The sequence below is a fragment of the Flavobacterium sp. IB48 genome, from assembly GCF_016405855.1.
GTDB lineage: Bacteria > Bacteroidota > Bacteroidia > Flavobacteriales > Flavobacteriaceae > Flavobacterium > Flavobacterium ginsengisoli.
Genome location: NZ_JAEFCA010000004.1, coordinates 513847 through 540626 on the forward strand (window position 1 = coordinate 513847; position 26780 = coordinate 540626).

Consider the following 26780-nt stretch of genomic DNA (forward strand, 5'->3'; position numbering starts at 1 on the left):
TTTTTTAGTAGTTATACTGAACAAAATATATGAAAGACGAAGAAGACGATAACATAATTCCAAACGACGACGAGAATAATCAAGATGAAAACCAGTTTGATGACAATCAAAATGGAGATGACGATGAGATTATCGACGTAGATGCTAGACAATTTGAAGGACAGCATTTTTACGAAAACCAGGAAGAAGAAGGCGAAGACGTTATTACGAAAGTAACCGGAATGTACAAAGATTGGTTCTTGGATTACGCTTCGTATGTAATTCTGGAACGTGCAGTTCCCGCTATCGAAGACGGATTTAAACCTGTTCAACGTCGTATTATGCACTCTTTAAAAGAGCTAGATGACGGCCGTTATAATAAAGTTGCCAATGTAGTAGGGCACACCATGCAGTATCACCCACACGGAGATGCAAGTATTGGTGATGCAATGGTGCAAATTGGACAAAAAGATTTATTGATAGACTGCCAAGGAAACTGGGGAAATATCTTAACAGGTGACGGAGCAGCAGCTTCGCGTTATATTGAAGCACGTTTATCTAAATTTGCTTTGGAGGTTTTATATTCTCCAAAAATTACAGACTGGGGATTATCATATGATGGTAGAAAAGCCGAACCAATTAATCTTCCTGTAAAATTTCCATTGCTTTTAGCGCAAGGAGCAGAAGGTATTGCAGTAGGTTTGTCAACAAAGGTTTTACCTCATAATTTTAATGAATTAATTGATGCTTCGATTAAAATCTTAAAAGGAAAACCGTTTACGCTTTATCCTGATTTTATGACGCAGGGTATTGCCGACGTTTCGAATTATAACGACGGAATGCGTGGCGGACGTGTACGCGTACGTGCTAAAATTTCGCAGTTAGACAAAAATACATTGGTGATTACTCAGATTCCGTTTTCTACCAATACCTCGAGTTTAATTGACAGTATTTTGAAAGCCAATGAAAAAGGCAAAATCAAAATCAAGAAAATTGAAGACAATACTGCAGCCGATGTTGAGATTTTAATTCATCTTTTCCCAGGAGTTTCACCAGATAAAACTATTGATGCATTATTTGCATTTACAGCTTGTGAAACCTCTGTAGCGCCTTTAGGATGCGTTATTGAAGATAATAAGCCTCTGTTTATTGGTGTTTCCCAAATGTTGAGGATTTCGACAGAAAGAACGGTTGAGCTGCTTAAGCAAGAGCTTGAAATACAATTAGAAGAATTAAAGAATAAATGGCATTTCTCTACTTTGGAGAAAATCTTCATTCGCGAAGAAATGTACATTGACTTCAAGTTATATGGAGACAGAGAATCATTATATAAATACTTGTATGATAGATTTGAGCCTTTCAAGAAATCATTCGTAAGAGAAATCAATGATGAAGATTTACAACGTTTGACTCAAATTCCAATGATTCGTATTACGCGTTTCGATTCTGATAAAGCAGACGAATTGATTTCGAGATTGGAAGAAGAAATGAAAGAGGTAGAATACAATCTAGAGCATCTTACAGATTTTGCGATTGGGTATTTTACCAAATTGAAAGAGAAATATGGAAAAGGACGTGAACGTAAAACCGAGCTTCGAGTTTTTGATAATGTAGAGGCTACAAAAGTAGTTTTACGTAACACAAAATTATACGTAAACCGCGAAGAAGGTTTTGTGGGAACAAGTTTAAAGAAAGATGAATACGTAGGTGATTGTTCTGATATTGATGATGTTATCGTGTTTTTACGCGATGGAACATTGATGATTACAAAAGTAGATTCTAAGACTTTTATAGGAAAAGATATTATTCACGCGGCCGTTTTTGATAAAAATGATAAACGAACTATTTATAACATGATGTATCGTGATGGTAAATCAGGTCCATCATACATAAAGCGTTTTAATGTTACTGGAGTAACACGTGATAAAGCCTACGATTTAACAAATGGAACAAATGGTTCTCAGGTAGTTTATTTTTCGCATAATCCAAACGGAGAAGCTGAAGTTGTGACTATCTTATTGCGTCAGGTTGGAACGATTAAGAAGCTGAAATTCGATATTGATTTTGCTAATTTAGCGATTAAAGGACGTGGTTCGAAAGGAAATTTGGTTACAAAATATCCAATCAAGAAAATCGAATTAAAAGAAAAAGGAATTTCGACTTTATTACCAAGAAAAGTTTGGTTTGATGATACCGTAAAACGTTTAAATGTTGATGCGAGAGGAGAGTTGTTGGGCGAATTTAAACCAAGCGATAAAATTTTAGTTATCAGTCAGTCAGGTAAATTAAAAGTTATTATTCCGGAATTATCAACTCACTTTGAGGAAGATATGATTGTTTTGGAAAAATGGAAACCTAAAAAACCAATTTCTGCTATTTATTACGATGGAGAAAAAGAACGTTATTTCTTGAAACGTTTCCTTGTAGAAAATGAAGGAAAAGAAGAAAGCTTTATTACCGATCATCCAAATTCACAGTTAGAAATCGTTTCTACAGATTATCGTCCTGTAGCACAATTGGTTTTTGCAAAAGTAAAAGGAGTTCAAAAAGAAGATCTTCATATAGATGTTGAAGACTTTATAGCCGTAAAAGGTTTCAAAGCTTTAGGAAATCAATTAACAACAGATAAATTAAAACAAGTGAATTTATTAGACCCGCTTCCTTACGAAGAACCAGTCGAAGAAATTCCTGAAAAACCTGAAATTTCAGAAGATGATCCTGTAGAAACAGAATTAGATGATGACGGCCAAATAGGTTTGGTTTTAGAATAAAAAACAAAACGCTAAGAATTTAATTTCTTAGCGTTTTTTTGTGTTTTAATAATTGATTTAATTCTCAGAAATGACTACCTCTTGTTTAATCCATTTTACTTCATTGTTTTCGATATAGACAGAAATAGTATCTCCGTTTTGTACTTCCCCAGATATTATTTTTTTGGCTAAAGGTCTTCTTAAATGAGTTGTTATAATATTTTTAATTGGCCTTGCACCTAATTTGGTATTATAGCCATTTTCGGCAAGATAAAGTTTAGCTTCTATAGGAATATTGACCGAAATATTGATGTTTTTCAATAAATCGGTAAATTCTTTTTTAAGATGAATCTCGAAGATTTTCAATGCATTTTCTTTACTGATAGGAGCAAAAGGTACAATTTCAGTTAGGCGACCTAAAAATTCTGGTCTGAAATATTGCCCCATAATTTCCATTAAAGTACTTGATGCTGGAATTTTACCTTCATTAAAAGTGCTTGCAATATGATCTGCTCCAATGTTTGATGTAAACAAAATAATTGCATTAGAGAAATCTCCTTCTTTTCCTAAACGGTCATGTAGTTTGCCTTCATCCATGATTTGAAGAAATATATCAAAAACAGAAGGGTGTGCTTTTTCAATTTCATCGAATAAAACAATCGAGTAAGGTTTTTGTCTAATCTTGTTTATTAATACTCCTCCCGCCTCGTATCCCACGTATCCTGGAGGTGACCCACGATATCGAATCGGTAATAGACCCTCTTAATAATCATTACGAAATAAAAGAATTTAAAGGAGGAGTTGTAGAAGAAGGAAATGCTGTTTTGAGAATAGGTGGCGTTTCTAGATTTGATTCGAGAACTGCGTCGGAACTGCTTCAAAATTTGCTTGATCTGCTTAAAGATGAAACATCTTCATTTTCAGGCTTAGGAAAAGATTTCATGACCAGCTCCTTGTCACAAATCAGCCAGCTTTTAGCATCTGTTGAACAACAGGCTAAAGAAAGTAGCTTTTTGAAGAATAATGATCCCTATTTAATGATCAAGCCTAAGATTGAAAAAAACATGGAAAATTCGTTCCAAATTAACTATTGGTCAACCTGTGCAGAAGAAGGAAATGATGTTAAAACAGGGACAGTCTTAGAATCTTCAGATTTAACTTTTGTAAGCAATAGTATAACTTTAATGACAAATACAGCCGGAGGCTTAAACAAACAAAGCAACAAAGACAGAATTCTGGCTTATAGAAATGCGCTGCTCACACGCGGTAGAATTGTAACTTTTGCAGATATTAAAGCCTTTGGATTTAATCATTTTAAAAATTCAATTCTAGAGATTAAAATAGAAAAAGGCACACGAAAAGAAATCTCTGTAAAAGCTGGTTTTAGCCGAACCGTAGATATATATATCAAGACAAATCTTGAAGAGAAACAGCATTTGTCTGATTCGGAGTGGGAGTATTTATGCGATAGCTTTATGAAGAATCTGAAAAGCAGGTCTTCAAATGTGTTTCCGTATCGAATTTTTATTGATGAATAAAATTTTAAAAGGCTTGAATTTCAATTCAAGCCTTTTCTATTTAAATAATTGGTTTAAATTAATTGCTTTTTTCTCTTTTAATTTCTTTACAATCTTAAGAAATGCTATGGCTGTAATATAGGCATCGCCCAAAGCAGTATGGCGATCTTTTTTTGAAATATCAAACTTATCGGCCAAATCGTCCAGAGTATAATGATCTTTTCTTTCAAACAGATGCGACTGAATTAAAGTCTTTTTATACAAATAAGCGGTGTCTAAGGTTTTATTTGTTAACGGAGGAAGATCGTTTCTTTCTAAAGCTTTATTGATCATTGTGATATCAAAAATAGTATGATGTGCAATGATTATCGAATCGCCTAGAAATTCTAAAAACTGTTGTAAAGCTTCAAGCTCACTCGGACGTTTAACAAGCAGATCTTTTAAAATACCATGAATTTGTGCCGTAGTTTTATCATAATGATCTTGTTCCAGATAAACTTCAAAACTTTCCTGAACATTAATAATTCCGTTTTGAAGAACCAATGCGCCGATACATAAAATACGGTCATTTTCATAATCAAATCCAGTAGTTTCGGTATCTAAAACCACAAAACGAGTTTCTTCGATCGTAATATTTTCATCGAATAAATTAATTTCTTCCTTTTTCCAAAAATTGAATAAACTCATTATTATACCAGATTTGAGATATTAAAACGAACCGAAATAAGTTCCTGAAGTTCTTTAATAGTTTTAAAAGTACGTTTCAGCTTAATTTTTTCCATTTTGGTTAGAGATTCCAATTCGATAAACTGACCAGAATCATGATGTAGAAGACCTTGTTTAGTTCTAAATTTTAATAAAGCTTTAAATGAATAAGAGCACGATAAATACAATTCTCTATTATTAGGTTCTAATTCAGCTAATTTTTCAAAACGTTCTGCCGTATTGCTGATTCCTTTAACCGAATGAGATAAAATTAAAACACGAGCGGCATCTGTTAAAGGCATTAAAGCTCTTCGTTTGATATCAAAATTATCTTTGTTTGCACCATCTTGTTCAACCAAAAATTGTCTAAAGAAACCAGTAGGAGATGGGCTTTGCAGAGCACCACTCACCAAGTGCATGTAAAAAATAGGATTTGCTTTTAAATCTTCGAAAATATAATCAGACAATTGGTTTGCTACTTCGGTATCACCATAAGTTAAACTGTAATCAAAGAAAATAAACGACAATAAAACCTCATTTTTACCTGGATTTGTAATCCAATGATGTACATGGCTTTTCCATTCGTCTAAACTCATACACCATTTTGGGTTTGAAGCCATCATTTCGGCAGGACAGTAATCGTAGCCAATTTCAAAAAGACCTTTGTTTACAAGTCCCGCAAATTTGTGAAAATATACTTTAGTTTCATCTCTAAAAACTTCATTTACATTTTCATATACAATTGCATTATCTTGATCAGTATGCAACATTTGTTCTCCGCGTCCTTGGCTTCCAAGCGCAAGCCACGAAAATTTTACCGGTGGCGGACTGCTCATTTTTTCTAGACAAATCTCAATAATGCGATTTGTGCAAGCTTCATTAAGTTCTGTGATGATTTTCGTAATCAAAGTCATCGGAATATTTTGGTCTAGATAACCTTGAAGTAATTGCATAATTCGGTTGCGAATTGGCTTTATTTCTTTGATTTTTTTAGTGCGTTTCAAAGCCTTTATCAAAACCGCAGGATTATTCCCGAGTGCAACCATTACGTCATGTTTGGATAAAATTCCAACTGCTTTGGTGTTTACAGTTCCATCTTTCGTCAAACACAAATGGCTGATATTACTTTTCATCATTGCCATTTGCGCCTCAGTAACTGTCATTTTTTTTGGATATGTAATAACAGGTTTTGTCATTATCGTTTCGGCGGTTGTTGTAATAGGAAAATCTCCAGTAACGATTTTGTTTCGAAGATCTTTATCAGTCAAAATACCAATTGGCAGCATTTCATCAACAATTAAAATCGCACCGACTTTCTTTTTATTCATGATTTTTGCAACATCTTTTACTGTAGTTGATGGACTGCAGGTCACAATTTTTTTAGAATATTTTATAGGCGCTAAGTCAAAAGAATGATTGCTGGAATGAAGATTTTCGTGAAGCTGATCATCATCACCATATAATTTATCTTTATGAATGTCAGAATATGGATTTCGTGTGTTCGAGGCATAACTTTCGATCAAGAAATTACCAACATTTCTATTTTCTAGAGCATAAGGTTTAAAAACCGCAATCGGAATGGCATATAAAATGCTTTCTTCATGTGCGACAGCCTCCATAATATAGTTTTCTTGTGCTAAGAGCGGACGTAATCCAAAAATATCACCTTCGTCACACATGTCTAAAACTGTATTTTTAGTACTTTTTTTAAGAGCAACGGCACCTTTATGAACCACATAAAAAGAATCATGCGTTTTGTCATTTTCAGCAAAAAGCACAGCATCTTTTTCTTTATAAATAATAGAAATTTGTTCAGATAGCTTTTCTAAGTCTTTCTGATGAAGAAAATTAAACGGCGGATAATTCTTTAAAAAATCAGCAACCCTTTGCGAAATGGTATTTTTCATTTGGTTAGATTAAAGTTCTAATGTACTATTTAAAATAGAAATGTAAAAGAAACACATTATAATAATTTGCCACAAAGGCACAAAGTCGCAAAGAAATAAGTCCTTGGCGTCTTTGTGCCTTTGTAGCAAAAAAAGCTTAATTATTTAATCAACTTTGTAAACGGTGCCTCGCTGTTTTTCTTCAGAACCAACCAAGCCAAATTCAAAAGTATAAGAATCTTTAGAAGTCGTTAAAATTTTCATGCTGATTGCTTTTTCCTCAGCCATATTTTTTGGATGTTTTTTCTGGAGAACATATTCGCAATCGCTTACCCAACGAATGGTTGCGGTATCAGTTTTTCCTTCAAAAGTTTCAATTTCGATGTCGTCTTTACGTTCAAAAAAAGTAGTTTTTTTTTCGCCATTGACTTCCGTTTCAAATTTGAATTTTCCAGTTTTAAAATCTTTGCAATTATGCTCTGCATTATAGCAAGATACTAAAGCAAGAAAAGGAAATAAGAATATAATTTTTTTCATTTTGAATAAGTTGTTTTTTAGGAGCTAATCCTGCTGTACGCTGTATCTTTTGTGGTGAACCCCACCACAAAAGGATGTCGCTTCCATCAGGGCTATGGCTTAGGTTTTTAGAAGTTCTTTTTTAATTAAAGAATAAAAAGAAAATTACAAGAGTTATAAAAGTCAAAAAAAGTAAATTCCGTTTTTTATTTTTAGAACTCTGCTCTTCGGTTAAGTTTGTTTTACAGAATTTAATTAAGATCCACCAACATGTCCCGCCAAAATTTGCATAATATTCTATCATTTCAATCTTTTTAATTCTTCGTCTGTAAAGTTCTTGATTTCTTTTTCCTTGGCAAACTTTTCAGCGTTATAATTTCCTGATTTATTTTTCGGAATCGACAAACTATTCCATGAACTGTTTTTCAATTGTTTGGCATAAAAAACAATCTGTCCAACATGATAAGGATAATGTGCCAATTGACGATTTATGGCTTCTATAACTGTATGACCCTCATTTCGGATGTAAATAATGTCTGAAAGTTGTTCTGGTTTTAAACTTTGTAAAGCATTTTCTAAACAATTCCAGCCTTTATTCCAAAGTTCAAGAACTTCTTCTTTCGATTGTAAATCATTTTCAAATTCGGCATCACGTTTTCGCCATTCTTTTTCTCCGTCAGAAGTTAGAAAATCTGTCCAGCGTGAAAGCATATTTCCTGAAATATGTTTTACAATAGTAGCAATGCTATTGGTGTCGTCGTTAAACGAAACAAAAAGCTGTGTTGGTTCGAGTTGATCGATTGCTTTTTCGCCAAGTATTTTATAATACAAAAATTGTTTTTTAACGCTTTCTAAATAAGATTCATCAGCTTTCATGGTTCGCTATTTTAAGATTGAAGTTCAATTTTGTTTTCCCGAATAAGTATTTTCCCCCAATCATTTAATTTCCAGAGAATTTCTACTAGTTGTTTTCCCGTTTCGGTCAAAGAATATTCAACTCGGGGAGGAAGTTCATTAAAAGATTGTTTTACCAATATCCCGTCTTCGACCATTTCATTCAATTGCTGATTTAAAACACGCCGATCTACTTTTGCAATGCCACGTAAAAATTCACTAGGTCTTTTTTTGCCATCATTAATCTGCCATACAATTGGGATTTTCCATTTTCCGCTGATGGTATTTACAGCAATTTCTAATGGACAAATTTTATTTTCAGTACTTCGTTCCTTTGTTTGCATAAAATTGACTTTTATATCTCTATGGGATAAAAATATGCGGTATTGCCAGTGTTATCAAGCTTTCCGATATTTACAAAAATAATCAAATTTTTAAAGCATGATAGAACATTGCGCTAGTCAAATTAAAAACTATGAATGAAGTAAAACGTAAAGGAGCAAGATCGATAAAAGATATTCCTGTTTTAGTTTTAGAACAGCTTAATAAAGGTGAAATTGAAACTGCTAATCTTGTAGAATGGCTAGCAGTAAATCAAACTAAGCTTTTAGAAAATGTTTTAAGAGAGTCTAATCGGATGGAATATCTGGAACCTATTTTAATGGATATTAGAAATTTGAAAAAGCAAACTGTCAATACTATAAATGAGACAATTGGCACAGGAATATTGACAGAATCAATTCTTAATAATGATTCTAATATAATTTCAACTATTTCGAGCCATAAATCTGATTTGGTGCGATGTTGGTCTGCTTATACAATTGGAAAAAAATCTGAATTAACCATAGAAGAAGTGTTAGAACAAATTCAGTTTTTGGCGGCAGACAAACATTTTGGTGTAAGGGAAATTTCTTGGTTGGCAATTCGTTCCAATATTCTGAATAATTTAGAAAAAAGCCTTGAAATCTTATCTGAATGGACTTCTAGTGAAGACGAAAATATTCGACGCTTTGCAACCGAAGCAACAAGACCAAGAGGCGTTTGGTGCGAACATATTGAAGAACTTAAGAAAAGACCAGAATTAGCTTTGAAAATTTTAGATTCCCTAAAATCTGATTCTTCAAAATATGTGCAGAATAGTGTTGGAAACTGGTTGAATGATGCCAGTAAAACAAGACCAGATTTTGTAAAGAATTTATGTGAAAGATGGAAACGCGAAAGCCCTGTAAAAGAAACGCTGTACATTATAAAAAAAGCGCTCCGAACAATAGAAAAATAATTTGCTACACAATTTTAATATCGTATTTATCTAATAACCCGACAATTCCTTCGGTAGAAAATTGTGCTTTTTTCATCGGATTAAATTCAGGATCAATTTTGTAATTGTATGCCGTTTTAAAATTGACCGATGCTAATTGTGTTTCGTTGAATATTGCACCGTCAAGGTTGCAGTTGTCAAAAACAGAGCTTGTTAAATTAGTTCCGATGAAAGTAACTTCACGAACAGAAGAATTAATGAATTTGGTTTTCGGCATTTTTTTATTAGAAAATAACGCGTAATCCAAAACGCATTCATCAAAATAAACTTGAAATAAAAAATCATCGCATTCATTAAATGCAATTCCTAAAAGTTTGCAGTTTTTAAAAGTGACGTTTTTTAAACTTGTTCCAGCCAAACTAGTCATTGAGAGATTACAATCAATAAATTCGCAGTCTAGGAAAGTGTTAGAATTGAAATTACTGTTAGAAAAGTCACAGTTTTTAAAGACACAATCTTCAAACTCACGATTGTTTATTTTTTTATCGATATAAACAATTTTCTCAAATGTTTTCTGAATGTGAATTATGCCTTCCATTTTTTTATAAATATTAAATCTAATAGGTTTTTAAAACCTGTTAGGTTTGAATTAGTTTTATTATTTAGTCATTAAAAATCCCTTTCATTATGATTTTCAATCCCAAAAAGATCAAAACCATAGAACCCAAACAGGCTGCAATTCCAATTCCTAAAACCAGATAATGCCAATTGTTGCCTTGATTTTGAAAAGCATTGTAAATCAACGATGGCCCAAGAAACATCAAAGGCAATGCACCTGTCAAATATTTAATTCCTTTTCCTAATAATTGTTTGTTTGTTGCCATGTTTTTTGTTTCAAGTTTCAGGTTTCAAGTTGTTGGCTTGTATTTTACCGCAAAGTACGCCAAGTTTTTTATATGCGAGGCTTTTATAACGGCAAAGTTCGCAAAGTTTTGGACAAAAACCTTGCGAACCTTGCATAAATCTTAGTGTACTGTTCGGTTAAATGACCACACAGAAAACCTTTTATTTTTTATAATTATCAACAGCATTTCTTACGCTGCCATATTTTTTCAATAATTCAGAAGCTTCGTCGTACGAAACTGGAATTTCGTCCATAATCATTTTTACGCCTCGGTCAACCAATTTCACATTGCTTAACTGCATGTCGACCATTTTATTGCCTCTTACTTTTCCTAGCTGAATCATTGCTGCAGTCGAAATCATATTTAAAACCAATTTTTGTGCAGTACCAGCTTTCATTCTTGAACTTCCAGTTACAAATTCTGGTCCAACTACAACTTCAATAGGAAATTGAGCTGTCAAAGCCAACGGACTTCCAGCATTACAAGTAATACATCCTGTAACAATATTATTCTCATTACAAGTTTCTAAACCGCTAATAACATATGGAGTTGTACCAGAAGCAGCAATTCCGATAACCACATCGTTTGAATTGATATTATGATTTTGAAGATCGATCCAAGCATTTGTTGTACTGTCTTCAGCGTTTTCTACTGCACGTCTAATGGCTGTGTCGCCACCTGCAATAATGCCATTTACTAAATCAAAAGGAACGCCAAAAGTTGGCGGACATTCTGAAGCATCAACAACACCAAGTCGGCCAGAAGTTCCTGCTCCAATATAAAACAATCTGCCGCCTAGCTTTAATTTTGCTACTATTTGCGGAATCAAAGCTTCTATTTGGGGCAAAGCTTTTTCGACTGCATAAGGCACAGTTTTGTCTTCTTGATTTATATTAGATAACAATTCATGAACAGACATCTTCTCTAAATGTTCATATTTTGAGGCTTGTTCAGTGGTTTTCGTAAATGTCATTTTATCGTTATTTAGACTCGTCAAAATTAATATAATTTATCTCAATCTTGCAAAGTCTCAGAGATTTAAAATCATTTTTTTTCTTCTATTTTTTCCCTTTAAAGACGGTTTTAATTAGGCTTTGTTACAAAAACGAAAATATTATATTTGTTTAATATTAAAAGATGGATGGATAAATTAGTTTTGCTAGAGGGAATTGCCCGAATTTGTGTTTTTGTTTCTTTGCTGATGGCATTTTTTTTGCTGACGGTAAAAACTGAAAATAAATTAGCCAATCGTTTATTTGCTTTCTTTTTTATTTTTTCAGCCATTGATCTCAGCGGATTTTTTATGTATTTGTATACAGAAGATCATCGAAATCTGGAGATTTTCAGATCGACATTCTGTTTATTAGGAATGCCATCGTTCTACTTGTATGTATTGGCGGTTTGTTATTCTGATTTTCGCCTAAAATGGAAACATTTGGTTCATGTGCTTCCTTTTGTAATTGTTAATTTAATTTTTATACCCAGAATATATTCAAGTATAAACGAAGGAAGTTTTATTGGGCCACTAAATTCAATGTCTGAGATTTATTTTATTCAGATTTTAATCGAATTTCAATATGTCTTTTATATTGTAAGTGTATTTTTAATTCTAAAAAAATATAAAGAAATCTATCTGGAAAATTACGCCAATCCAAGTATTTCGGCTTATAAATTTCTTTTTCAAATGACGTGCGTATTTCTAATCGCACATTCTATTGTAGCTTTAAAAAATGTACTGCGATACAGCGGTTTTAGAGAAATTTTTCTATGGGCAAACGTATTGGTTGGAACAATAGCGCTATTTATAACTTGCTGGTTTATAATGAAAGCATTGAAACATCCAGAACTTTTTAGAGGTGTAAATTCTAAATTAGTATTAACGAAAGATATTCTTCCAGAAATTGAAGAAAAGCCAGAAACAGTCAATAAACAAAATGATTTGATCGGCACTCAAATAGCTACATTAAAACAATATATGACAGAGAAAGAACCCTTTCTTGATCCGTCGCTTACCATTCAAGAATTGGCTAATCAAATAAATATTCCAGTTCGCGATTTATCTATTTTAATTAATCATCATATCGATCAGCATTTTTTTGATTTTGTGAATGAATATCGCATTCAAAAAGCGATGCATATTTTAAAAGATCAAACCAAAAGTCAGCTTACGGTTCTAGAAATATTGTACGAAGTTGGTTTTAACTCCAAATCTTCTTTTAATACTTCATTTAAAAAATATACCAATTTAACTCCGACAGCGTACAGGAAAGGTTGAAAATAAAGGCTTTGTAAAAAGTCGAACGCCTTATCGCATAAAGTCGAACCAATTTCTACGGGAGAAAATGGTTCGACTTTTTTTTGTCGGTCGCGTAAGGAGATTTTCTAAGGCAACTTTGCTTCAAATTAATCGAACAAGTTAAAATTAGAAATCATGAAAAAATTAAATCTCCTAATCTTATTACTATTGCCTTTATTTTGTTTAGCGCAATCAACATTAAAAGGAAAAGTAGCTAGCGAAACCAAATCTTTAGAATGGGCCGAAATTTCGATAGTAAATATGGAAGGAAAAATTATTGATGGAACTACAACTAAAGAAGATGGCTCTTTTGAAGTAAATCTTAAAAATGGATTTTATAAAATTGAAATTAGCCTTTTAGGTTTTACTGCTTATGAAAAAGAAATTTCTTTAGAAAAAAATACAGATTTAGGAACTATTGTTCTCAAAGAGAACGAAACCAAATTGGTCGAAGTTGTGGTTCAGTCTAAAAAGAAGACTATTGAACAGAAAACAGATCGTTTGGTTTACAACCTAGAAAATAATGTAACAACAACTGGCGGAGATGCGTTAAGTGCCATTAATACAGCGCCTGGAGTTGTAGTTAAAAATGATGTAATAACCATTTTAGGAAAAGGAACTTCGCGTGTTATGATCGACGGACGTTTGATTGAATTGACTGGTGAAGAATTGAATAATTTCTTGAAATCTATTTCGGCTGCTGACATTAAAAATATTGAAGTGATAAGCAATCCGCCTGCAAAATATGAAGCCGATGGAACAGGAGGTTTGATTAATATTATTATGAAAAAAGGAGTTCGCGATTCATGGAAAAATTCGACTACAGTTTCTTACGACCAGAATAAATACGGAATTTATACTTTGAGAGATAATTTCTTCTACAGCAAAAATAAGTTTAGATTTTCAGCAAGTGTGAATGGCAGAACAGGATATAAAAATTCTATAGAAAACCTAGATATGTATTTTCCTGACGGTCTTTCAAAAATGGATGCCGATACAAAAGTTAAAAACGAGAGTTTTTCAGGAAAATTAGCTTTAGATTACGATTTGTCTAAACGCACAACAATTGGTTTTCAGTTTATGAATGACAGAAATAATCCTGATTTTGGATCGGATATTAGAATCGAAAAATATAATATAGAAAACGAATTGCAGAATGTAACATTAAATAAAAGTTTTACAGATAAAGGTTCTAAAAATCAAACGTATAATGCGCATTTGATTACCAAATTAGATTCTTTAAATAGAAAATTATCTTTTGATGTGGATTATTTCAATTATAATTCAAAATTCGATAGAGATTTTATAGCGAACAATTATAATTCAGATATGGAATTTATCGATATCAATCAGGCAGGACGAAATATTTCGAATCAAGATATTGATAACTGGAGTTTTAAGGCAGATATGGAACATCCGTTTCAAGCTTTTAATTTGTCTTATGGAGCAAAAATGAGCTTTACAAATAGTATAAGCGATGTGGTTTTTTATAATACAATTACAGGAATACCAGAATTAGATCTTAGTCAGTCAAATCGATTTAAATACACTGAGAATAATCAGGCTGTTTATATTAACGGAGATAAAAAAATAAATGAAAAGTGGAGTTTGCAAATGGGTTTAAGACTTGAAAATACGCAGACTAACGGATTTTCTGAAACGATGAATCAGGAAAATGTAAATGATTATTTAAAGCTATTTCCAACTTTTTATGCTTCGTACAAAAAGAATGACAACAATACTTTTAGTTTGAATTATGGAAAGAGAATCAATAGACCGCGTTTTGATTTGCTGAATCCGTTTAGAGTTTATATTAATAGCAATAGTTATTCTGAAGGAAATCCGTTTTTAAAGCCTTCATTTAGTGATAATTTTGAATTGGCTCATTCTTATAAAGAGGTTTTAAGAACAAGTATTTTTGTAAACGCTATTACAAACGGATATGGGGTTGTTTTTACTTCAAATCCAGAAACGAATACGCAGATTGTAACTCGCGAAAACTATTATAAAGGCTTAAATTATGGTTTAGGCGAAACTTATTCGGCAACTTTGGCAGATTGGTGGCAAAGTGAAAATACCTTATACTTTTTAGGTTCAGAAACAAAGTTTATAAAAGATATTAATGCAACGCCATCAAACAGTTTACAAATTGATTTTACAACGAATAATACTTTCGTTTTAGGAAAAAACACGAAACTCCAAGTTGATTTTAATTATAGTTCGCCTTTTAAAAGTGGTTTGTATGAGGTTGGTTATGTTTCAAGTTTTGATATTGGTTTCAAACAAGATTTGTTGAATAAAACACTTCAAATTGCATTCTTGGCTAATGATATTTTTAATACTTCTTATTTAAAAGATTTCACTTCGGTTGTAAATGGCGTGAAACAGGTTTATAGTCAAAATGAAAGCAATCGTTTTGTGCGTTTGTCTGTGATTTACAATTTCGGAAATAAAAAAATTAACGTGAAGGAGCGTAATTTTGGAAATCAAGAGGAGAGAAAGAGAGCTAACTAAATTAGATAATGAGTCAATTAGAAAATTATTCTAGTATCTAATTGACTCATTGCCTAATCAATTTATTTTAAAAAGAATGCCAATAAAATTCCTAGAACAATCATAGAAACTTTTGCAACATTGAATTTATGTCCTTCGCTACTTTCAAAAATGATTGTTGATGAAATATGGAATAAAATTCCGATTACGATTGCTGTTATTTCGGTGTAATATTTACTTAAAAAAGGCAAATATTCTGAAGCTACAGTTCCTAATGGTGTCATGAGTGCAAAAGTCAGCATGAAGACAAAAATGGCTTTTTTATTTAAATCGGCATTAATGAAAAATGTCGTTAAAATAACCGCAATTGGCAAATGATGAATGGCAATTCCGACTGCTAAACCATGATGGTGACTAACCGGAAAACCTTCTAAAAAGGCATGAATGCAAAGACTGATAAACAAAAGCCACGGAATTTGAGACATTTTTGCATGTCCGTGAACGTGTCCGTGTTCGGCACCTTTTGAGAAAAATTCGAGTACGATCTGAAATAAAATCCCGACCATTATAAAGATTCCGATATTATGATTGTGCGATTCGTAAACATCTGGTAGAAGATGCATTACGGTTAACGACAATAAAAAAGAACCGCTAAATGCGAGTAGTAATTTTAAATTATTTTTGTTTTCTGGTTTTATGAATAAAGCTATGCCATATCCTAAAAGTACAGAAAATAAGGGTAATAAATAGTTCATTTTTATTTTGTTTAATCGTTGATTCGTTTAATCGGTTAATTGTTTTTTTGTTTAGCGATTAAACGGTTAAACAATTAAACGATTAACCAATTTACTTAAAAATCATGATTAATCTTTCGCTTTCGGTTTTATGGAATTTTTTGAGTTTATAGTCTCCAAAAATGTCTAGAAGGAAAATTCCAGCTTCGTCCATTAAATCTTGAAAGTCTTTCAAAGTTAGTGCTTTTACTTTTTCTGTAAAATGATATTTTCTGCCTTGGTCTTCAAAATCAATTTCTTTAAAAATATGGCCATCTTCAAGATATCTTTTGATGTGAAAATCTATTTCATCAACCGTTTTTACTTCTTCAGGAACAAGATTTTCAATAACGTTTGGCACGTTCATAAAGTCAATGACTGCAAAGCCGTATTCAGATAAACTTTCTTTAATTGCTTTTAAAGTTGTTAGGTTGTCGTCGTCGCTTTCGAAGTAACCGAAACTGGTGAAAAGATTAAAAATAGCATCAAATTTTTCTTCAAAAGGTTGGCGCATATCGTGCACTTTAAAATGAAGTGTTTCGTTGCTGTTTTTGCTAGCTTCGGCAATGCTGTTTTCAGACAAATCTGCTCCCAAAACATCGTAGCCCAATTGATTTAAATAAATAGAATGACGGCCTTTTCCGCATGCTAAATCCAATACTTTTGCTTTCTCAGGCAAATTAAGATAATGCGTTAAATTGTCCATGAAAACCTGAGCTTCACGATAATTACGATCCTTATAAAGAATGTGATAATATGGCGTGTCAAACCACGAAGAATACCAGTTTTGATTGTCGTCTTCTTGATTCTGGATTGGTGCGTTATGTTTTTCAGACATTTATTCTATTTCAATTAATTCAAAAGTCCGGCAAATTTAGTGTATTTTTGCCGAAAAATAACTATTTCGCTTCGATACGTGTTTATACCAGTATAATAAAATGTTATAGCGATTGGCTTTTTTTAATTAAAAAAGAAATGGAAGAAAATTTTAAAATGATTGCCAAATGTTTTTTTGGCTTTGAAGAAATATTAGAAAAAGAATTACGCACACTTGGCGCTCAGGATGTTGAAAAAGGTGTGAGAATGGTGAGCTTTAAAGGTGATAAAGGTTTTATGTATAAAGCCAATTTGTCTTTGCGTACAGCTCTTAAAGTTTTAAAGCCAATTTATTTTTTTAGAGCTAATAATGAGCAGGCTTTGTACAAAGGAATTTCTGGCTTAAACTGGTCTAAATATTTAAATGCGAATCAAACTTTTGTGATCGATACTACAGTGCATTCTACTTATTTCAATCATTCTGAATTTGTTTCTCAGAAATGTAAAGATGCGATTGTAGATCAGTTTAGAGAGAGAACTGGGCAACGTCCAAGTATTGATAAACAGCATCCAGATTTGCGTATTAATATTCATATTGATAGAGATCAGGTTTCTGTAGCTTTAGATACTTCTGGAGCATCGCTTCATCAACGTGGCTATAGAACTGCTACCAATATTGCGCCTATTAATGAGGTGTTAGCCGCTGGAATTCTTTTATTATCGGGTTGGGATGGACAAAGTCATTTCCTTGATCCAATGTGTGGTTCTGGAACTTTTTTGGCAGAGGCAGCTATGATTGCTTGTAATATTCCAGCAAACATCAACAGAAAAGAATTTGCTTTTGAAAAATGGAAAGATTGGGATAATGATCTATTTGATACAATTGTCGATAGTTTAATGAAAAAAACAAGAGAGTTTCATTATACAATTAAAGGTTTTGATAAAGCGCCAAGTGCGGTTAGCAAAGCCAAAGACAATATCAGAAATGCCAATTTAGAGGATTATGTAACTGTTTTTGAAGAGAACTTCTTTGACACGGAAAAAGAAACAGAAGGTAAACTTCATATCGTTTTTAATCCGCCTTATGATGAGCGTTTAGATATTCACATGGAAAGATTCTATGCTAGTATTGGAGACACTTTAAAGAAAAATTATCCAGGTACAGACGCTTGGTTTATTACAGCCAATCTAGAAGCGTTAAAATTTGTCGGATTAAAACCTTCAAGAAAAATCAAACTTTTTAACGCAAGTCTTGAAGCTCGTTTGGTAAAATACGAAATGTACGAAGGAAGTAAAAGAACAAAATTTCAGGTCTAAGTCTCTAAGATACTAAGATGCTAAGAATTTTAGTAAAATGGGAAAAGAATAATTTAAAATAAATATTAAGTTTAGTAGAATATAAGTTGCAAGGAGAAAAACTTAGCATCTTAGCATCTCAGAACCTTAGCAACTATAAAAAAAATGTCAAAACTACAACTACGAGCTTTTTTATATCAATTAGCAGCTTTTGCAATCCTTTTTCTTGCATTTAGATATTTGATTGCAGCTTACACAGGATTAACTGGAATTTGGATTCCGATGACTGCGTTTGTAATTGGAACTATTATTGGACCTAAATTTCAAGCTGTGAGAACCAAAGATGGTGAAAAGCTTTTTATGAAATGGCTTTTTGTAAAAGGAATCAAAGAAATTCAATAATATAAAAAAACTTATATGAGGAAAATTGGGCTTATTGGTGGAATCAGCTGGGTTTCTACTTCTGATTATTATACTTTAATTAATAAAGGTATTAATGAAAGACTCGGCGGACTGAATTTCTCTGAATGTCTAATTTACTCTTTTAATTATGCCGATATTAAAAAGAATAACGATGCCAACGACTGGGATTCAACTTTTAATATGCTTTTAAAAGCTGCAGAAGTTTTAATATCGGGTGGGGCAGAAGCGATTCTTTTATGTGCTAATACGATGCATTTAATTGCAGATAGATTACAGCAAGCTATTGATATTCCTCTTATTCATATTGCAGAAGAAACAGCAATTGAAATTCAAAAGAAAGAAATAAAAAAGGTAGGTTTGTTAGGGACAAAGTTCACTATGGAATTAGATTTCTTTAAAGACAAACTTGCTAAAAAAGGAATTGAAACTATAATTCCAAATTCAGAAGCTGATAAAGATTTTATTCATTATACCATTTTTGAAGAACTTGGAAGAGGAATTGCAACCGAAGAAACGAAAAAGCGTTATCTAGAAATTGCAAATGAATTGATTAAAAATGGAGCCGAAGGAATTATTCTAGGCTGTACTGAAATTCCGTTGGTAATAAAAGAAGGCGACTTAAACGTTCCAATTTTTGATACCACTTTAATACATACACAAGCCGCAATTAATTTTCAGGTAATTTAGTTTAGGTGCTGAGGTTCTAAGATACTAAGGTTCTAAGTTAACTTAAAAGCATAAAAAAAAGCGGTAAATTCAAGTTGAATTTACCGCTTTTTTAAAACTTAGTATCTTAGAGTCTTAGCATCTTAGAACTTTTGAAAAAAACTATTTCTTCTTCTTAGGCTCTACTTTTTTTGCAACTTCAGAAGCCATTGTTTTTTTCTTGTAAATCGGAATAAAATAAGAAACGGTATAATTGAAACCAATTCCGAAACTTCCGTCATAAGTTCGGTTAAATCCTGGAATATAAAGGTTTTCGAAATTATTCGGTTCTTTATTAGTAGTAAGAAGTTTAAGCTGAACACCAAATCCAACAAAAACGTTTTTAACAACTTGCGCTTTTAATCCTAAAGCAACTTCAATCCAAGTGGCTGTAAGTCCGCTATATTTTTCGTTAGTCGATATTGCAGGTAACTCTCCCCAATATGGATTTGGATTATAGATTTTGTAACTATATAATTCTTGGTTAAAACTACTAAAACCGCCACGTAATCCTATCGTGATAAGGTTTTCCATGTCAAGCCAGTTTTGGTAAAAGTTATAGTCAAAACCTGCCTTTATATACGTTCCAGTAGCCGACGAAGTTAAACGGTCGTCTTCGGTAGTTTTATCTTCGTAACCTAATTCTGCGGCTAAGTAATATTTTTTTGTTAATCGCCAGTCTCCAACAAATTCTACTCCTTTATAATTTTTGTCATAAATCCCGCGAGTAAGCTTGTATAAATCAACACCAACGCGAAGTCCGTAGCGATCTGTTTTTACAACGCTATCTATTGGAGCTTGAGTTTCCTGAATTTGTGGTTTTGTCGCTTTTACAGTTTCTGTTTTTGGCTTTTTAGTCACTATTGTGTCCATATTTTTAGAAATCTCAGGAACGTCCTGAGCATAACCTAAAAACACTGAAAATAATAATGAAATACTAGAAATAAACGTTAATGTGTGTTTCATTTTCAGATTCAATGTTAGGGTTTACTAGATCAACTTCGGTCATCCATAGAACAGAGTCTGGATCGGTTTGTATAAATGGTGGTCTGCTCTTTAATTCAAAAATGGTTTTAAAACCACAAGCTCTTGAAACATACACATTTTTTGTAGTGTATCTAAATTTAATAATATCTGTATTAATAGCTGTTGTGCTTAATGAACTATAAATAAATTTGAAAGTTGATGTCGTATCATTAACCTTCAAAGGAATTGATACTGAACTTCCACTGGTCACATATCTCAATGAATCATCTTCCGCAAGACTTTCATTAAAAACAATTCCCTCTTTCATATTTTCACCAATAACTTTTAGATTGGTAACATTTTTCGTTTTTGTCGGATTAGATATATCATAAAATGTCATAACCAATCTTGGTGTAGTTGGTGTGTTAGAATCACAGATATCATCTTTCTCGCAGCTAGATAAGCCGAAAGTAAAGAGCAGTAAAAGAGAGATTAATTTTTTCATGTATTTTTTATCGAAGTTCTAAAAGTACAACATTTTCAACGTGATGTGTCTGCGGAAACATGTCTACAGGTCGCACACGTGTTACTTTGTATTTTTCGTCCATTAAAGCCAAATCACGTGCTTGTGTCGCAGAATTACAGCTTACGTAAACTACTCTTTTTGGAGCAATTTTTAAGATTTGTTCTACTACATCCTTATGCATTCCGTCGCGAGGCGGATCTGTAATAATAACATCTGGTTTTCCGTGTTGTGCAATAAAAGCTTCATTAAATACTACTTTCATGTCACCAACAAAAAACTCGCAATTTGTAATATTATTGCGTTCAGCATTGGCTTTCGCATCAATAATCGCTTCAGGAACACTTTCTACTCCAATTACTTTTTTTGCTTTTTTAGAAACGAATTGTGCAATTGTTCCAGTTCCTGTATATAAGTCATAAACTACTTCATTTCCTGTAAGGCCAGCAAAATCACGTGTTATCTTATATAATTCATATGCTTGATCAGAATTGGTTTGGTAGAAAGATTTAGCATTAATACTGAATTTTAAACCTTCCATTTCTTCCAAAATGTAATTTCTTCCTTTATAAAGAATAACGTCCTGATCGTAAATTGTATCGTTTGGTTTTCCATTTACTACATACTGAAGTGAAGTGATTTCTGGAAATTTCTCGTATAAATGGTCAAGAATTAATTCTCGATTTTCTTTGTCTTCTTCAAAAAACTGAATTAAAACCATGATTTCGCCAGTTGAAACCGTACGAATCATAACTGTTCTTAATAATCCAGAATGTTCTCTCGGATTGAAAAAAGCTAAATTATGCTCATTTGCAAAAGCTCGGATTTCGTTACGAATGGCATTTGAAGGATCTTCTTGTAAATGACATTTGTTGATGTCAAGAATTTTATCCCACATTTTAGGAATATGGAATCCTAAAGCATTTCGGTTGCCTAAATCTTCAGTGCTTCCAATTTCTTTCTCTGTAAGCCATCTGCTGTTAGAAAAAGAAAATTCCATTTTATTTCTATAGAAAAACTGTTTCTCAGAACCTAAGATATCTTCAAATTCTGGAAGTTCGATTTTTCCTATTCTTTGTAAGTGATTTTTAACTTCATTTTGTTTAAATGCAAGCTGCTGGCTGTATTTCATATTCTGCCATTTACAACCTCCACATACTCCAAAATGTTCGCAGATTGGCTCTACTCTATATTCAGATAATTCGTGAAATTTTACAGCTTTACCTTCGTAATAAGCCTTTCTTTTTTTTAATGTCTGCACGTCTACAACATCTCCAGGCACGACATTCGGAATAAAGATTACTTTTCCGTCAGGTGCTTTAGCTACTGAAACTCCTTTTGCACCAGCATCAAGAACTTGAATTTGATGAAAGACAATTTTGTCTGTATTTTTTCTTCCCATAGCGCAAAAATAAGCCTTTGAAAACTTTTACAAATTTAATTTTAGAAAAAATTTAGAAATTCTTCAAAATATTAGTTTAATTGGGTATAAAAGTTAATTTTGTTTTTGTAATAAGCCCAATAAAATTACATATTAACCTACTATCTATATCTTTTTATGAAGTTGTATCGCAAACTCTCACAAATCAGCTTTCTTAAAAAAAGTTATGCTTTCAAATTTTTGTTCGTTGCTTTTATCGGTATTCATATTCCTCTAATCGGAATCTTGTTTTTTATTTTATTTTTCGAACATAAGGTGTCGCCAACTTCGGTTCTCATTTTTTCTTTAATTATGACGTTACTCGCAACAGCAGCAACACTTTGGGTTCTAAATAAGCTGATAAAACCAATTGCAACAGCCTCAAAAGCATTAGATGATTATAGAGGTTCAAGAAAAATGCCTGCTTTACCAACAGAATATACAGACGAAGCAGGACTGCTTTTGTGTAATATACAGGAATCTATTAATGAAGCGGAAACTTTTATAAACGAAAAGCAGGATTTGGTCTACATGCTTTCTCATGATTTGAAGAATTTTGCAGGAAATCCGCAAGGTTTAGCCAAGCTAATTATTAGTGAAAATCCATCGGAATCGGTTAAAAATTTGGCTGAGTTGATTTGTGAATCGACTGAATTACAATTTCGATACATCGAAAATTTTATCAAATTGCTAAAAGAACAAGACGAAATTGTAAAAGTAAGCCAAGAAGCTAAAACGGTTTTGTTCTCTAATATCGTTCCTTTTATTAACGAACAAGTAGAGCAACGTTTGTTGGATAAAAATGTAAGGTTAGATTTAGTCTTAGATTGCGAGAAAGCAAATTTGAAAATAGACGAGGGGCTTTTAATTCAAGTTTTAGTAAATCTAATTAGCAACGCGGTTAAGTTTTCTTACTTTGACAGCGAAATTAAAGTTAGAATCTTTTCTGAAAATGCCAAACTGATTGTTACTGTAAAAGACAACGGGATGGGCTTTGATAAATACCAGATAGAAGAATTGTTTAAAAAGTTCACAAAAATGAGCCGACTAGGAACTGCAAACGAAGGTTCTACAGGGATCGGATTGTATTTGTGCAAAAAAATAATTGAAAGAAACAAAGGGCGATTAACTGCTTCGAGTGAAGGAAAAAATAAAGGCGCAGAATTTAGAATTGAATTTGATGCCTAAATTTAAAAAAAAGGCTGCTAAGATTTTAATTCTTGGCAGCCTTTTATATTTTTAATGTAAAACATTCTCAAAAGATAATTGTGGTTTGTTATCAACACATTTTACTCCTGACGGGATGTTGTGCTGTGTGCAAGGTGGCGTATCTGCAAGGAATCCCCATTTTTTATTGATATATGCTTTGTGTGCATTATACTGTTCAATTTTCTTTTCTAGAACAGATAAAGTTGCTTTTTTCGAATATAAAATATATCCTCCAGTTGCTGAACAGGGACTGTCGGTCATTTTTACAAAACCCCATTCTGCAGGATTAGAACAAGATTCAGTATTGACTTTTGAGTATGTGATGACGTCGTTATACAAACTTTCAAGCTTTGCAGTGTCTTCTTCTTGTGTTGTACTGTCATCATTACTGCAGGAAAAGCATATAAGCGAAGCTGCAAATAATATAAAACTTAGTTTTTTCATAGTATGGTTTTATGATTAGTTTTATTATTAGATGCGCTAATAAAGAAAAGGTTGCGTGAGAGTTGTAGGGAATTTTCTCTCAGAAGTTTTTGTGGTTTTTTAAGATGCTGAAATCTTTTATAATTTCAGCATCTTAATTTGTTTTATATATGATTTACCAAAGCTGATGAACAGAAGGTTTGATAAGATTATTGTAAATTTTATTCATTGCAGCAATCTGCTCTGAAGTTAATTTTGGAGTATCATAAACAGATAAATTCGATAAAACGTGTTCTGTTTTTGATGCTCCAGGAATAATACAGCTTATTTCATCGAAACTTAAAATCCATTGAAGGGCAATTGCAGCGAGATTTTTTGACTCTGGAAATAAGTCTTTTAATTGTTCAACTGCTTTTAAACCTAATTCATAGTCAATTCCAGAAAAAGTTTCGCCTTTATCAAATGCTTCTCCGTTACGATTAAAATTTCGGTGATCCTGAGGTTTAAAAGTTGTTTTCGAATCAAATTTACCTGTTAAAAGTCCACTTGCTAAAGGAACTCGAGCAATAATTCCGATATCTTTCCTTTTGGCTTCTGAGAAAAATAACTCAGAAGGACGCTGACGAAACAAATTGAAAATAATCTGAACCGTTGTTACATTAGAATATTCGATTGCTTTTAGAGCTTCTTCTACTTTTTCAACACTTACGCCAAGATTAAGAATTTTTCCTTGTTCTTTTAGTCTGTCAAAAAGTTCAAATATTTCTGGGCGATAGTAAACTTCAGTTGGCGGACAATGCAACTGAATCAAATCAAGTGTTTCTAATCCCGTTCTTTTTAAACTGTCTTCAACAAATTTCTGAAGCACTTTTGGCGTATATCCTTCATTTACATGCGGATTTATTTGGCGTCCGCATTTTGTAGCAACAAAAATACGTTCAGAACGAGAGCGAACCACTCTTCCAACGGCAGTTTCGCTTAATCCGTTTTCATAAACATCGGCAGTATCGATAAAGTTTACGCCATTATCAATAGCAGTATTCAAAAGTTCATCGGCTATTTTGTCATCAAAACCCGATCCCCATTTTCCGCCAACTTGCCAAGTGCCAAGTGAAATTTCAGATATATTAAAGTTTGTTTTTCCTAGTTTTCTGTAGTTCATTTTTTTTGAGATTCTAAGGTTGTGAGTTGCTAAGATTCTAAGTTTTTTTAAAGTTGCTGATATTCTAAGATATAAAGTTTTTTTGCTATTGAAAACTTAGCAACTTAGTATCTTTTTTAATCAAATAAATCCGAAGATAAATAACGATCTCCTCTATCGCAGATAACGGCAACCACAACTCCAGATTCTAATTGTTCGGCAATTTTTAAGGCAACAGCAACAGAACCCCCGCTGCTCATTCCTGCAAAAACGCCTTCTTCTAGAGCTAGTCTTTTGGTCATTGCGCGTGCTTCTTCTTCGCTCACATCGATAACCGTATCAACTTTAGAAGCATCAAATATTTTAGGAAGATATTCTTGTGGCCATTTACGGATACCAGGAATCTGAGATCCATCGCTTGGTTGTGCGCCAACAATCTGAACGTTCGGATTTTTTTCTTTCAAATAAGTTGAAGTTCCTATAATCGTTCCTGTTGTTCCCATAGCCGATACGAAATGAGTAACCGTTCCGTCAGTATCGTTCCAAATTTCAGGCCCAGTTGTTTTATAGTGTGCTTTCCAGTTATCGTCATTGGCAAACTGGTTTAGCATCAAATAACCGCCTTGTGCTACTTTTTTATCAGCATAATCTCTAGAACCAATAATTCCTTCGCTCGCAGGAGTAAGAATAACTGTCGCACCATAAGCACGCATAGTCTGAGTGCGTTCTTTTGTAGAATCTTCTGGTAAAACCAATTCAATTTCGATACCAAATAATTGAGCAATCATAGCAAGGGCAATTCCAGTGTTTCCGCTGGTTGCCTCAATTAATTTATCTCCTTTTTTGATATCGCCTCTTTCCAACGCTGCAGCGATCATGTTGTATGCTGCTCTATCTTTTACACTTCCTCCTGGATTATTTCCTTCCAGTTTCAGTAAAAGTTTTACATTTTTATTTTTAACTAGATTGACAGTCTCCATAAGTGGAGTGTTGCCAATTAGGTTTAATAATTTATGTGAATTCATGTTATTTTTTTTCTTTTATTTTAACTTCAGTAGTAGTGGTGTTTAAAACGATAGAATCTTCAGGAATTGATTTCGTAACCCACGCATTTCCTCCAACAACACTGTTTTTTCCAATTATAGTTTCTCCGCCAAGAATTGTAGCATTGGCGTAAATGCAAACATTTGCCTCGACAGTTGGGTGTCTTTTTGCATTTTTCATCTCTTTGCTTACACTTAATGCACCAAGCGTAACGCCCTGATAAATTTTTACATGTTTCTTGATTACAGTAGTTTCACCAATTACGATACCTGTTGCGTGATCGATGAAAAATGGCGATGCAATATCGGCCCCTGCATGAATATCTGTACCCGTAATTCTATGTGCGTATTCGCTCATCAATCGAGAAAAAAGCAATAAATCAAGATGATATAACTCGTGGCTTAGTCTGTAAATTGCAATGGCATAAAATCCAGGATAGCCTAAGTATACTTCGTCGATGCTGTTTGAAGCGGGATCATTTTCAAGGATATATTCGGCATCCTGATTTAGTTTTTCTAAAACTCCCGGAAGTTTTTCTAAAAAGCGATCCCAAATAGATTCACATAAATTTTGGGGCTTTTTGCAGGCCAAAACAGCAATTTCTTTAAAACGAAATTCCAATTCGTCAATGCTTTCGTCTAGCGCTGCATTAGAATCAAAAAGAGTATAAAAAAGCTTTTCTGTAAAGTCTTCTGTTTTGGTTTTAATGCCGTAATTTATGTGTGAATGGCTTTTTAAAGCTCTTATATTTTGTATGATATTTTCTTTTGTCACAATGGTAAAAATGAATGAATAATTTTGGAACGTTAAAAGTAAGGCGTTTTTTGGAAATAAAATCACGA

27 protein-coding genes and 1 pseudogene are annotated in these 26780 nt (G+C 32.9%); 9 read left to right on the forward strand and 19 right to left on the reverse strand.

Annotation, left to right across the window (positions count from 1 at the left end):
* The first annotated feature begins 29 nt into the window (after positions 1-29).
* Complete coding sequence (locus tag JC605_RS15730; protein WP_198857101.1) at positions 30-2750, forward strand: DNA gyrase/topoisomerase IV subunit A; 2721 nt, start codon at positions 30-32, stop codon at positions 2748-2750.
* Between the two features lie 57 nt (positions 2751-2807).
* Here the strand turns inward: JC605_RS15730 and JC605_RS15735 are convergent.
* Positions 2808-3464: pseudogene (locus JC605_RS15735) on the reverse strand (AAA family ATPase); the annotation flags it as partial.
* Here JC605_RS15735 and JC605_RS15740 point away from each other — a divergent pair.
* On the forward strand, positions 3458-4267 hold the full coding sequence (locus JC605_RS15740; RefSeq protein ID WP_233074128.1) for a hypothetical protein: 810 nt from the start codon (positions 3458-3460) through the stop codon (positions 4265-4267). The pseudogene JC605_RS15735 and the gene JC605_RS15740 overlap by 7 nt on opposite strands.
* Positions 4268-4303: 36 nt before the next feature.
* On the opposite strand, the gene JC605_RS15745 is transcribed toward JC605_RS15740, so the two are convergent.
* The 5 genes from JC605_RS15745 to JC605_RS15765 form a co-directional block, all read right to left on the reverse strand.
* Positions 4304-4933 (reverse strand): PolC-type DNA polymerase III, encoded by a 630-nt coding sequence (locus tag JC605_RS15745; RefSeq protein WP_198857102.1) that lies wholly within the window; start codon positions 4931-4933, stop codon positions 4304-4306.
* 2 nt (positions 4934-4935) lie between these two features.
* The gene (locus tag JC605_RS15750) at positions 4936-6858 is read right to left on the reverse strand and encodes a DUF294 nucleotidyltransferase-like domain-containing protein (RefSeq protein WP_198857103.1); all 1923 of its coding nucleotides are present in this window, start codon (positions 6856-6858) and stop codon (positions 4936-4938) included.
* A gap of 144 nt (positions 6859-7002) precedes the next feature.
* On the reverse strand, positions 7003-7374 hold the full coding sequence (locus JC605_RS15755) for a DNA topoisomerase IV (protein ID WP_198857104.1): 372 nt from the start codon (positions 7372-7374) through the stop codon (positions 7003-7005).
* 279 nt (positions 7375-7653) lie between these two features.
* Entirely contained in the window at positions 7654-8229 is a 576-nt protein-coding gene (locus JC605_RS15760) for a DUF1572 family protein (protein ID WP_198857105.1), read from the reverse strand.
* An 11-nt stretch (positions 8230-8240) separates the two neighbouring features.
* A complete protein-coding gene (locus JC605_RS15765) occupies positions 8241-8591 on the reverse strand; it encodes a helix-turn-helix domain-containing protein (RefSeq protein WP_198857106.1) in 351 nt (116 codons plus the stop codon).
* Between the two features lie 131 nt (positions 8592-8722).
* Here JC605_RS15765 and JC605_RS15770 point away from each other — a divergent pair, with 131 nt between their 5' ends.
* Positions 8723-9526, forward strand: coding sequence for a DNA alkylation repair protein (locus JC605_RS15770; protein ID WP_198857107.1), 804 nt, complete (start codon positions 8723-8725; stop codon positions 9524-9526).
* A 4-nt stretch (positions 9527-9530) separates the two neighbouring features.
* Here JC605_RS15770 and JC605_RS15775 read toward each other — a convergent pair whose 3' ends face one another.
* From JC605_RS15775 to JC605_RS23760, 4 genes are all read right to left on the reverse strand, one after another.
* A complete protein-coding gene (locus JC605_RS15775) occupies positions 9531-10103 on the reverse strand; it encodes a pentapeptide repeat-containing protein (RefSeq protein WP_198857108.1) in 573 nt (190 codons plus the stop codon).
* Between the two features lie 64 nt (positions 10104-10167).
* Positions 10168-10389 (reverse strand): DUF6095 family protein, encoded by a 222-nt coding sequence (locus JC605_RS15780; protein WP_198857109.1) that lies wholly within the window; start codon positions 10387-10389, stop codon positions 10168-10170.
* A 181-nt stretch (positions 10390-10570) separates the two neighbouring features.
* Positions 10571-11383, reverse strand: a complete 813-nt coding sequence (gene murQ, locus JC605_RS15785) for an N-acetylmuramic acid 6-phosphate etherase (protein WP_198857110.1) — start codon at positions 11381-11383, stop codon at positions 10571-10573.
* Positions 11384-11493: 110 nt separating this feature from the next.
* On the reverse strand, positions 11494-11694 hold the full coding sequence (locus JC605_RS23760; RefSeq protein ID WP_233074129.1) for a hypothetical protein: 201 nt from the start codon (positions 11692-11694) through the stop codon (positions 11494-11496).
* Between the two features lie 19 nt (positions 11695-11713).
* Here JC605_RS23760 and JC605_RS15790 point away from each other — a divergent pair, with 19 nt between their 5' ends.
* The gene (locus tag JC605_RS15790) at positions 11714-12685 is read left to right on the forward strand and encodes an AraC family transcriptional regulator (RefSeq protein ID WP_233074130.1); all 972 of its coding nucleotides are present in this window, start codon (positions 11714-11716) and stop codon (positions 12683-12685) included.
* 156 nt (positions 12686-12841) lie between these two features.
* Positions 12842-15220 (forward strand): TonB-dependent receptor domain-containing protein, encoded by a 2379-nt coding sequence (locus JC605_RS15795; protein WP_198857112.1) that lies wholly within the window; start codon positions 12842-12844, stop codon positions 15218-15220.
* Positions 15221-15282: 62 nt separating this feature from the next.
* Here JC605_RS15795 and JC605_RS15800 read toward each other — a convergent pair whose 3' ends face one another.
* Positions 15283-15954 (reverse strand): ZIP family metal transporter, encoded by a 672-nt coding sequence (locus JC605_RS15800; protein WP_198857113.1) that lies wholly within the window; start codon positions 15952-15954, stop codon positions 15283-15285.
* Between the two features lie 91 nt (positions 15955-16045).
* Complete coding sequence (locus tag JC605_RS15805; protein WP_198857114.1) at positions 16046-16810, reverse strand: bifunctional 2-polyprenyl-6-hydroxyphenol methylase/3-demethylubiquinol 3-O-methyltransferase UbiG; 765 nt, start codon at positions 16808-16810, stop codon at positions 16046-16048.
* A gap of 137 nt (positions 16811-16947) precedes the next feature.
* Here JC605_RS15805 and JC605_RS15810 point away from each other — a divergent pair, with 137 nt between their 5' ends.
* The 3 genes from JC605_RS15810 (at position 16948) to JC605_RS15820 (ending at position 19194) form a co-directional block, all read left to right on the forward strand.
* The gene (locus JC605_RS15810; RefSeq protein WP_198857115.1) at positions 16948-18105 is read left to right on the forward strand and encodes a class I SAM-dependent RNA methyltransferase; all 1158 of its coding nucleotides are present in this window, start codon (positions 16948-16950) and stop codon (positions 18103-18105) included.
* Positions 18106-18249: 144 nt separating this feature from the next.
* Positions 18250-18486: a hypothetical protein gene (locus JC605_RS15815; protein WP_198857116.1), complete on the forward strand. Its 237-nt coding sequence runs from the start codon at positions 18250-18252 to the stop codon at positions 18484-18486.
* Between the two features lie 15 nt (positions 18487-18501).
* Entirely contained in the window at positions 18502-19194 is a 693-nt protein-coding gene (locus JC605_RS15820) for an aspartate/glutamate racemase family protein (protein WP_198857117.1), read from the forward strand.
* A 141-nt stretch (positions 19195-19335) separates the two neighbouring features.
* On the opposite strand, the gene JC605_RS15825 is transcribed toward JC605_RS15820, so the two are convergent.
* The 3 genes from JC605_RS15825 to rlmD are packed head-to-tail and all read right to left on the reverse strand — an operon-like array spanning position 19336 to position 22103.
* On the reverse strand, positions 19336-20178 hold the full coding sequence (locus JC605_RS15825; protein WP_198857118.1) for a DUF6048 family protein: 843 nt from the start codon (positions 20176-20178) through the stop codon (positions 19336-19338).
* The gene (locus JC605_RS15830) at positions 20150-20683 is read right to left on the reverse strand and encodes a DUF6452 family protein (protein WP_198857119.1); all 534 of its coding nucleotides are present in this window, start codon (positions 20681-20683) and stop codon (positions 20150-20152) included. Before JC605_RS15830 ends, JC605_RS15825 begins: the two co-directional genes overlap by 29 nt.
* A 7-nt stretch (positions 20684-20690) precedes the next feature.
* On the reverse strand, positions 20691-22103 hold the full coding sequence (gene rlmD, locus JC605_RS15835; RefSeq protein WP_198857120.1) for a 23S rRNA (uracil(1939)-C(5))-methyltransferase RlmD: 1413 nt from the start codon (positions 22101-22103) through the stop codon (positions 20691-20693).
* A gap of 330 nt (positions 22104-22433) precedes the next feature.
* Here rlmD and JC605_RS15840 point away from each other — a divergent pair, with 330 nt between their 5' ends.
* On the forward strand, positions 22434-23309 hold the full coding sequence (locus tag JC605_RS15840) for a sensor histidine kinase KdpD (protein ID WP_233074131.1): 876 nt from the start codon (positions 22434-22436) through the stop codon (positions 23307-23309).
* Between the two features lie 51 nt (positions 23310-23360).
* On the opposite strand, the gene JC605_RS15845 is transcribed toward JC605_RS15840, so the two are convergent.
* The 4 genes from JC605_RS15845 to epsC form a co-directional block, all read right to left on the reverse strand.
* Positions 23361-23774 (reverse strand): hypothetical protein, encoded by a 414-nt coding sequence (locus JC605_RS15845; RefSeq protein ID WP_198857122.1) that lies wholly within the window; start codon positions 23772-23774, stop codon positions 23361-23363.
* Between the two features lie 154 nt (positions 23775-23928).
* Positions 23929-24915 (reverse strand): aldo/keto reductase, encoded by a 987-nt coding sequence (locus tag JC605_RS15850; protein ID WP_198857123.1) that lies wholly within the window; start codon positions 24913-24915, stop codon positions 23929-23931.
* Between the two features lie 116 nt (positions 24916-25031).
* Complete coding sequence (gene cysM / locus JC605_RS15855) at positions 25032-25919, reverse strand: cysteine synthase CysM (RefSeq protein ID WP_198857124.1); 888 nt, start codon at positions 25917-25919, stop codon at positions 25032-25034.
* A gap of 1 nt (position 25920) precedes the next feature.
* The gene (gene epsC / locus JC605_RS15860; protein WP_198857234.1) at positions 25921-26712 is read right to left on the reverse strand and encodes a serine O-acetyltransferase EpsC; all 792 of its coding nucleotides are present in this window, start codon (positions 26710-26712) and stop codon (positions 25921-25923) included.
* Positions 26713-26780 lie beyond the last annotated feature (68 nt).

Coding starts and splice junctions, on each gene's coding strand:
- JC605_RS23760 (WP_233074129.1), bottom strand. CDS start 11,694: ATGGCTGAAAAAATAAAAAAGAAAGCAAATAAACGATTGGCTAATTTA.
- JC605_RS15820 (WP_198857117.1), top strand. CDS start 18,502: ATGAGGAAAATTGGGCTTATTGGTGGAATCAGCTGGGTTTCTACTTCT.
- JC605_RS15745 (WP_198857102.1), bottom strand. CDS start 4,933: ATGAGTTTATTCAATTTTTGGAAAAAGGAAGAAATTAATTTATTCGAT.
- JC605_RS15850 (WP_198857123.1), bottom strand. CDS start 24,915: ATGAACTACAGAAAACTAGGAAAAACAAACTTTAATATATCTGAAATT.
- JC605_RS15830 (WP_198857119.1), bottom strand. CDS start 20,683: ATGAAAAAATTAATCTCTCTTTTACTGCTCTTTACTTTCGGCTTATCT.
- cysM (WP_198857124.1), bottom strand. CDS start 25,919: ATGAATTCACATAAATTATTAAACCTAATTGGCAACACTCCACTTATG.
- rlmD (WP_198857120.1), bottom strand. CDS start 22,103: ATGGGAAGAAAAAATACAGACAAAATTGTCTTTCATCAAATTCAAGTT.
- JC605_RS15780 (WP_198857109.1), bottom strand. CDS start 10,389: ATGGCAACAAACAAACAATTATTAGGAAAAGGAATTAAATATTTGACA.
- JC605_RS15805 (WP_198857114.1), bottom strand. CDS start 16,810: ATGTCTGAAAAACATAACGCACCAATCCAGAATCAAGAAGACGACAAT.
- JC605_RS15825 (WP_198857118.1), bottom strand. CDS start 20,178: ATGAAACACACATTAACGTTTATTTCTAGTATTTCATTATTATTTTCA.
- JC605_RS15755 (WP_198857104.1), bottom strand. CDS start 7,374: ATGAAAAAAATTATATTCTTATTTCCTTTTCTTGCTTTAGTATCTTGC.
- JC605_RS15840 (WP_233074131.1), top strand. CDS start 22,434: ATGACGTTACTCGCAACAGCAGCAACACTTTGGGTTCTAAATAAGCTG.
- JC605_RS15775 (WP_198857108.1), bottom strand. CDS start 10,103: ATGGAAGGCATAATTCACATTCAGAAAACATTTGAGAAAATTGTTTAT.
- murQ (WP_198857110.1), bottom strand. CDS start 11,383: ATGACATTTACGAAAACCACTGAACAAGCCTCAAAATATGAACATTTA.
- JC605_RS15845 (WP_198857122.1), bottom strand. CDS start 23,774: ATGAAAAAACTAAGTTTTATATTATTTGCAGCTTCGCTTATATGCTTT.
- JC605_RS15815 (WP_198857116.1), top strand. CDS start 18,250: ATGTCAAAACTACAACTACGAGCTTTTTTATATCAATTAGCAGCTTTT.
- JC605_RS15760 (WP_198857105.1), bottom strand. CDS start 8,229: ATGAAAGCTGATGAATCTTATTTAGAAAGCGTTAAAAAACAATTTTTG.
- JC605_RS15810 (WP_198857115.1), top strand. CDS start 16,948: ATGGAAGAAAATTTTAAAATGATTGCCAAATGTTTTTTTGGCTTTGAA.
- JC605_RS15765 (WP_198857106.1), bottom strand. CDS start 8,591: ATGCAAACAAAGGAACGAAGTACTGAAAATAAAATTTGTCCATTAGAA.
- JC605_RS15795 (WP_198857112.1), top strand. CDS start 12,842: ATGAAAAAATTAAATCTCCTAATCTTATTACTATTGCCTTTATTTTGT.
- JC605_RS15790 (WP_233074130.1), top strand. CDS start 11,714: ATGTATTTGTATACAGAAGATCATCGAAATCTGGAGATTTTCAGATCG.
- JC605_RS15750 (WP_198857103.1), bottom strand. CDS start 6,858: ATGAAAAATACCATTTCGCAAAGGGTTGCTGATTTTTTAAAGAATTAT.
- JC605_RS15800 (WP_198857113.1), bottom strand. CDS start 15,954: ATGAACTATTTATTACCCTTATTTTCTGTACTTTTAGGATATGGCATA.
- JC605_RS15770 (WP_198857107.1), top strand. CDS start 8,723: ATGAATGAAGTAAAACGTAAAGGAGCAAGATCGATAAAAGATATTCCT.
- JC605_RS15730 (WP_198857101.1), top strand. CDS start 30: ATGAAAGACGAAGAAGACGATAACATAATTCCAAACGACGACGAGAAT.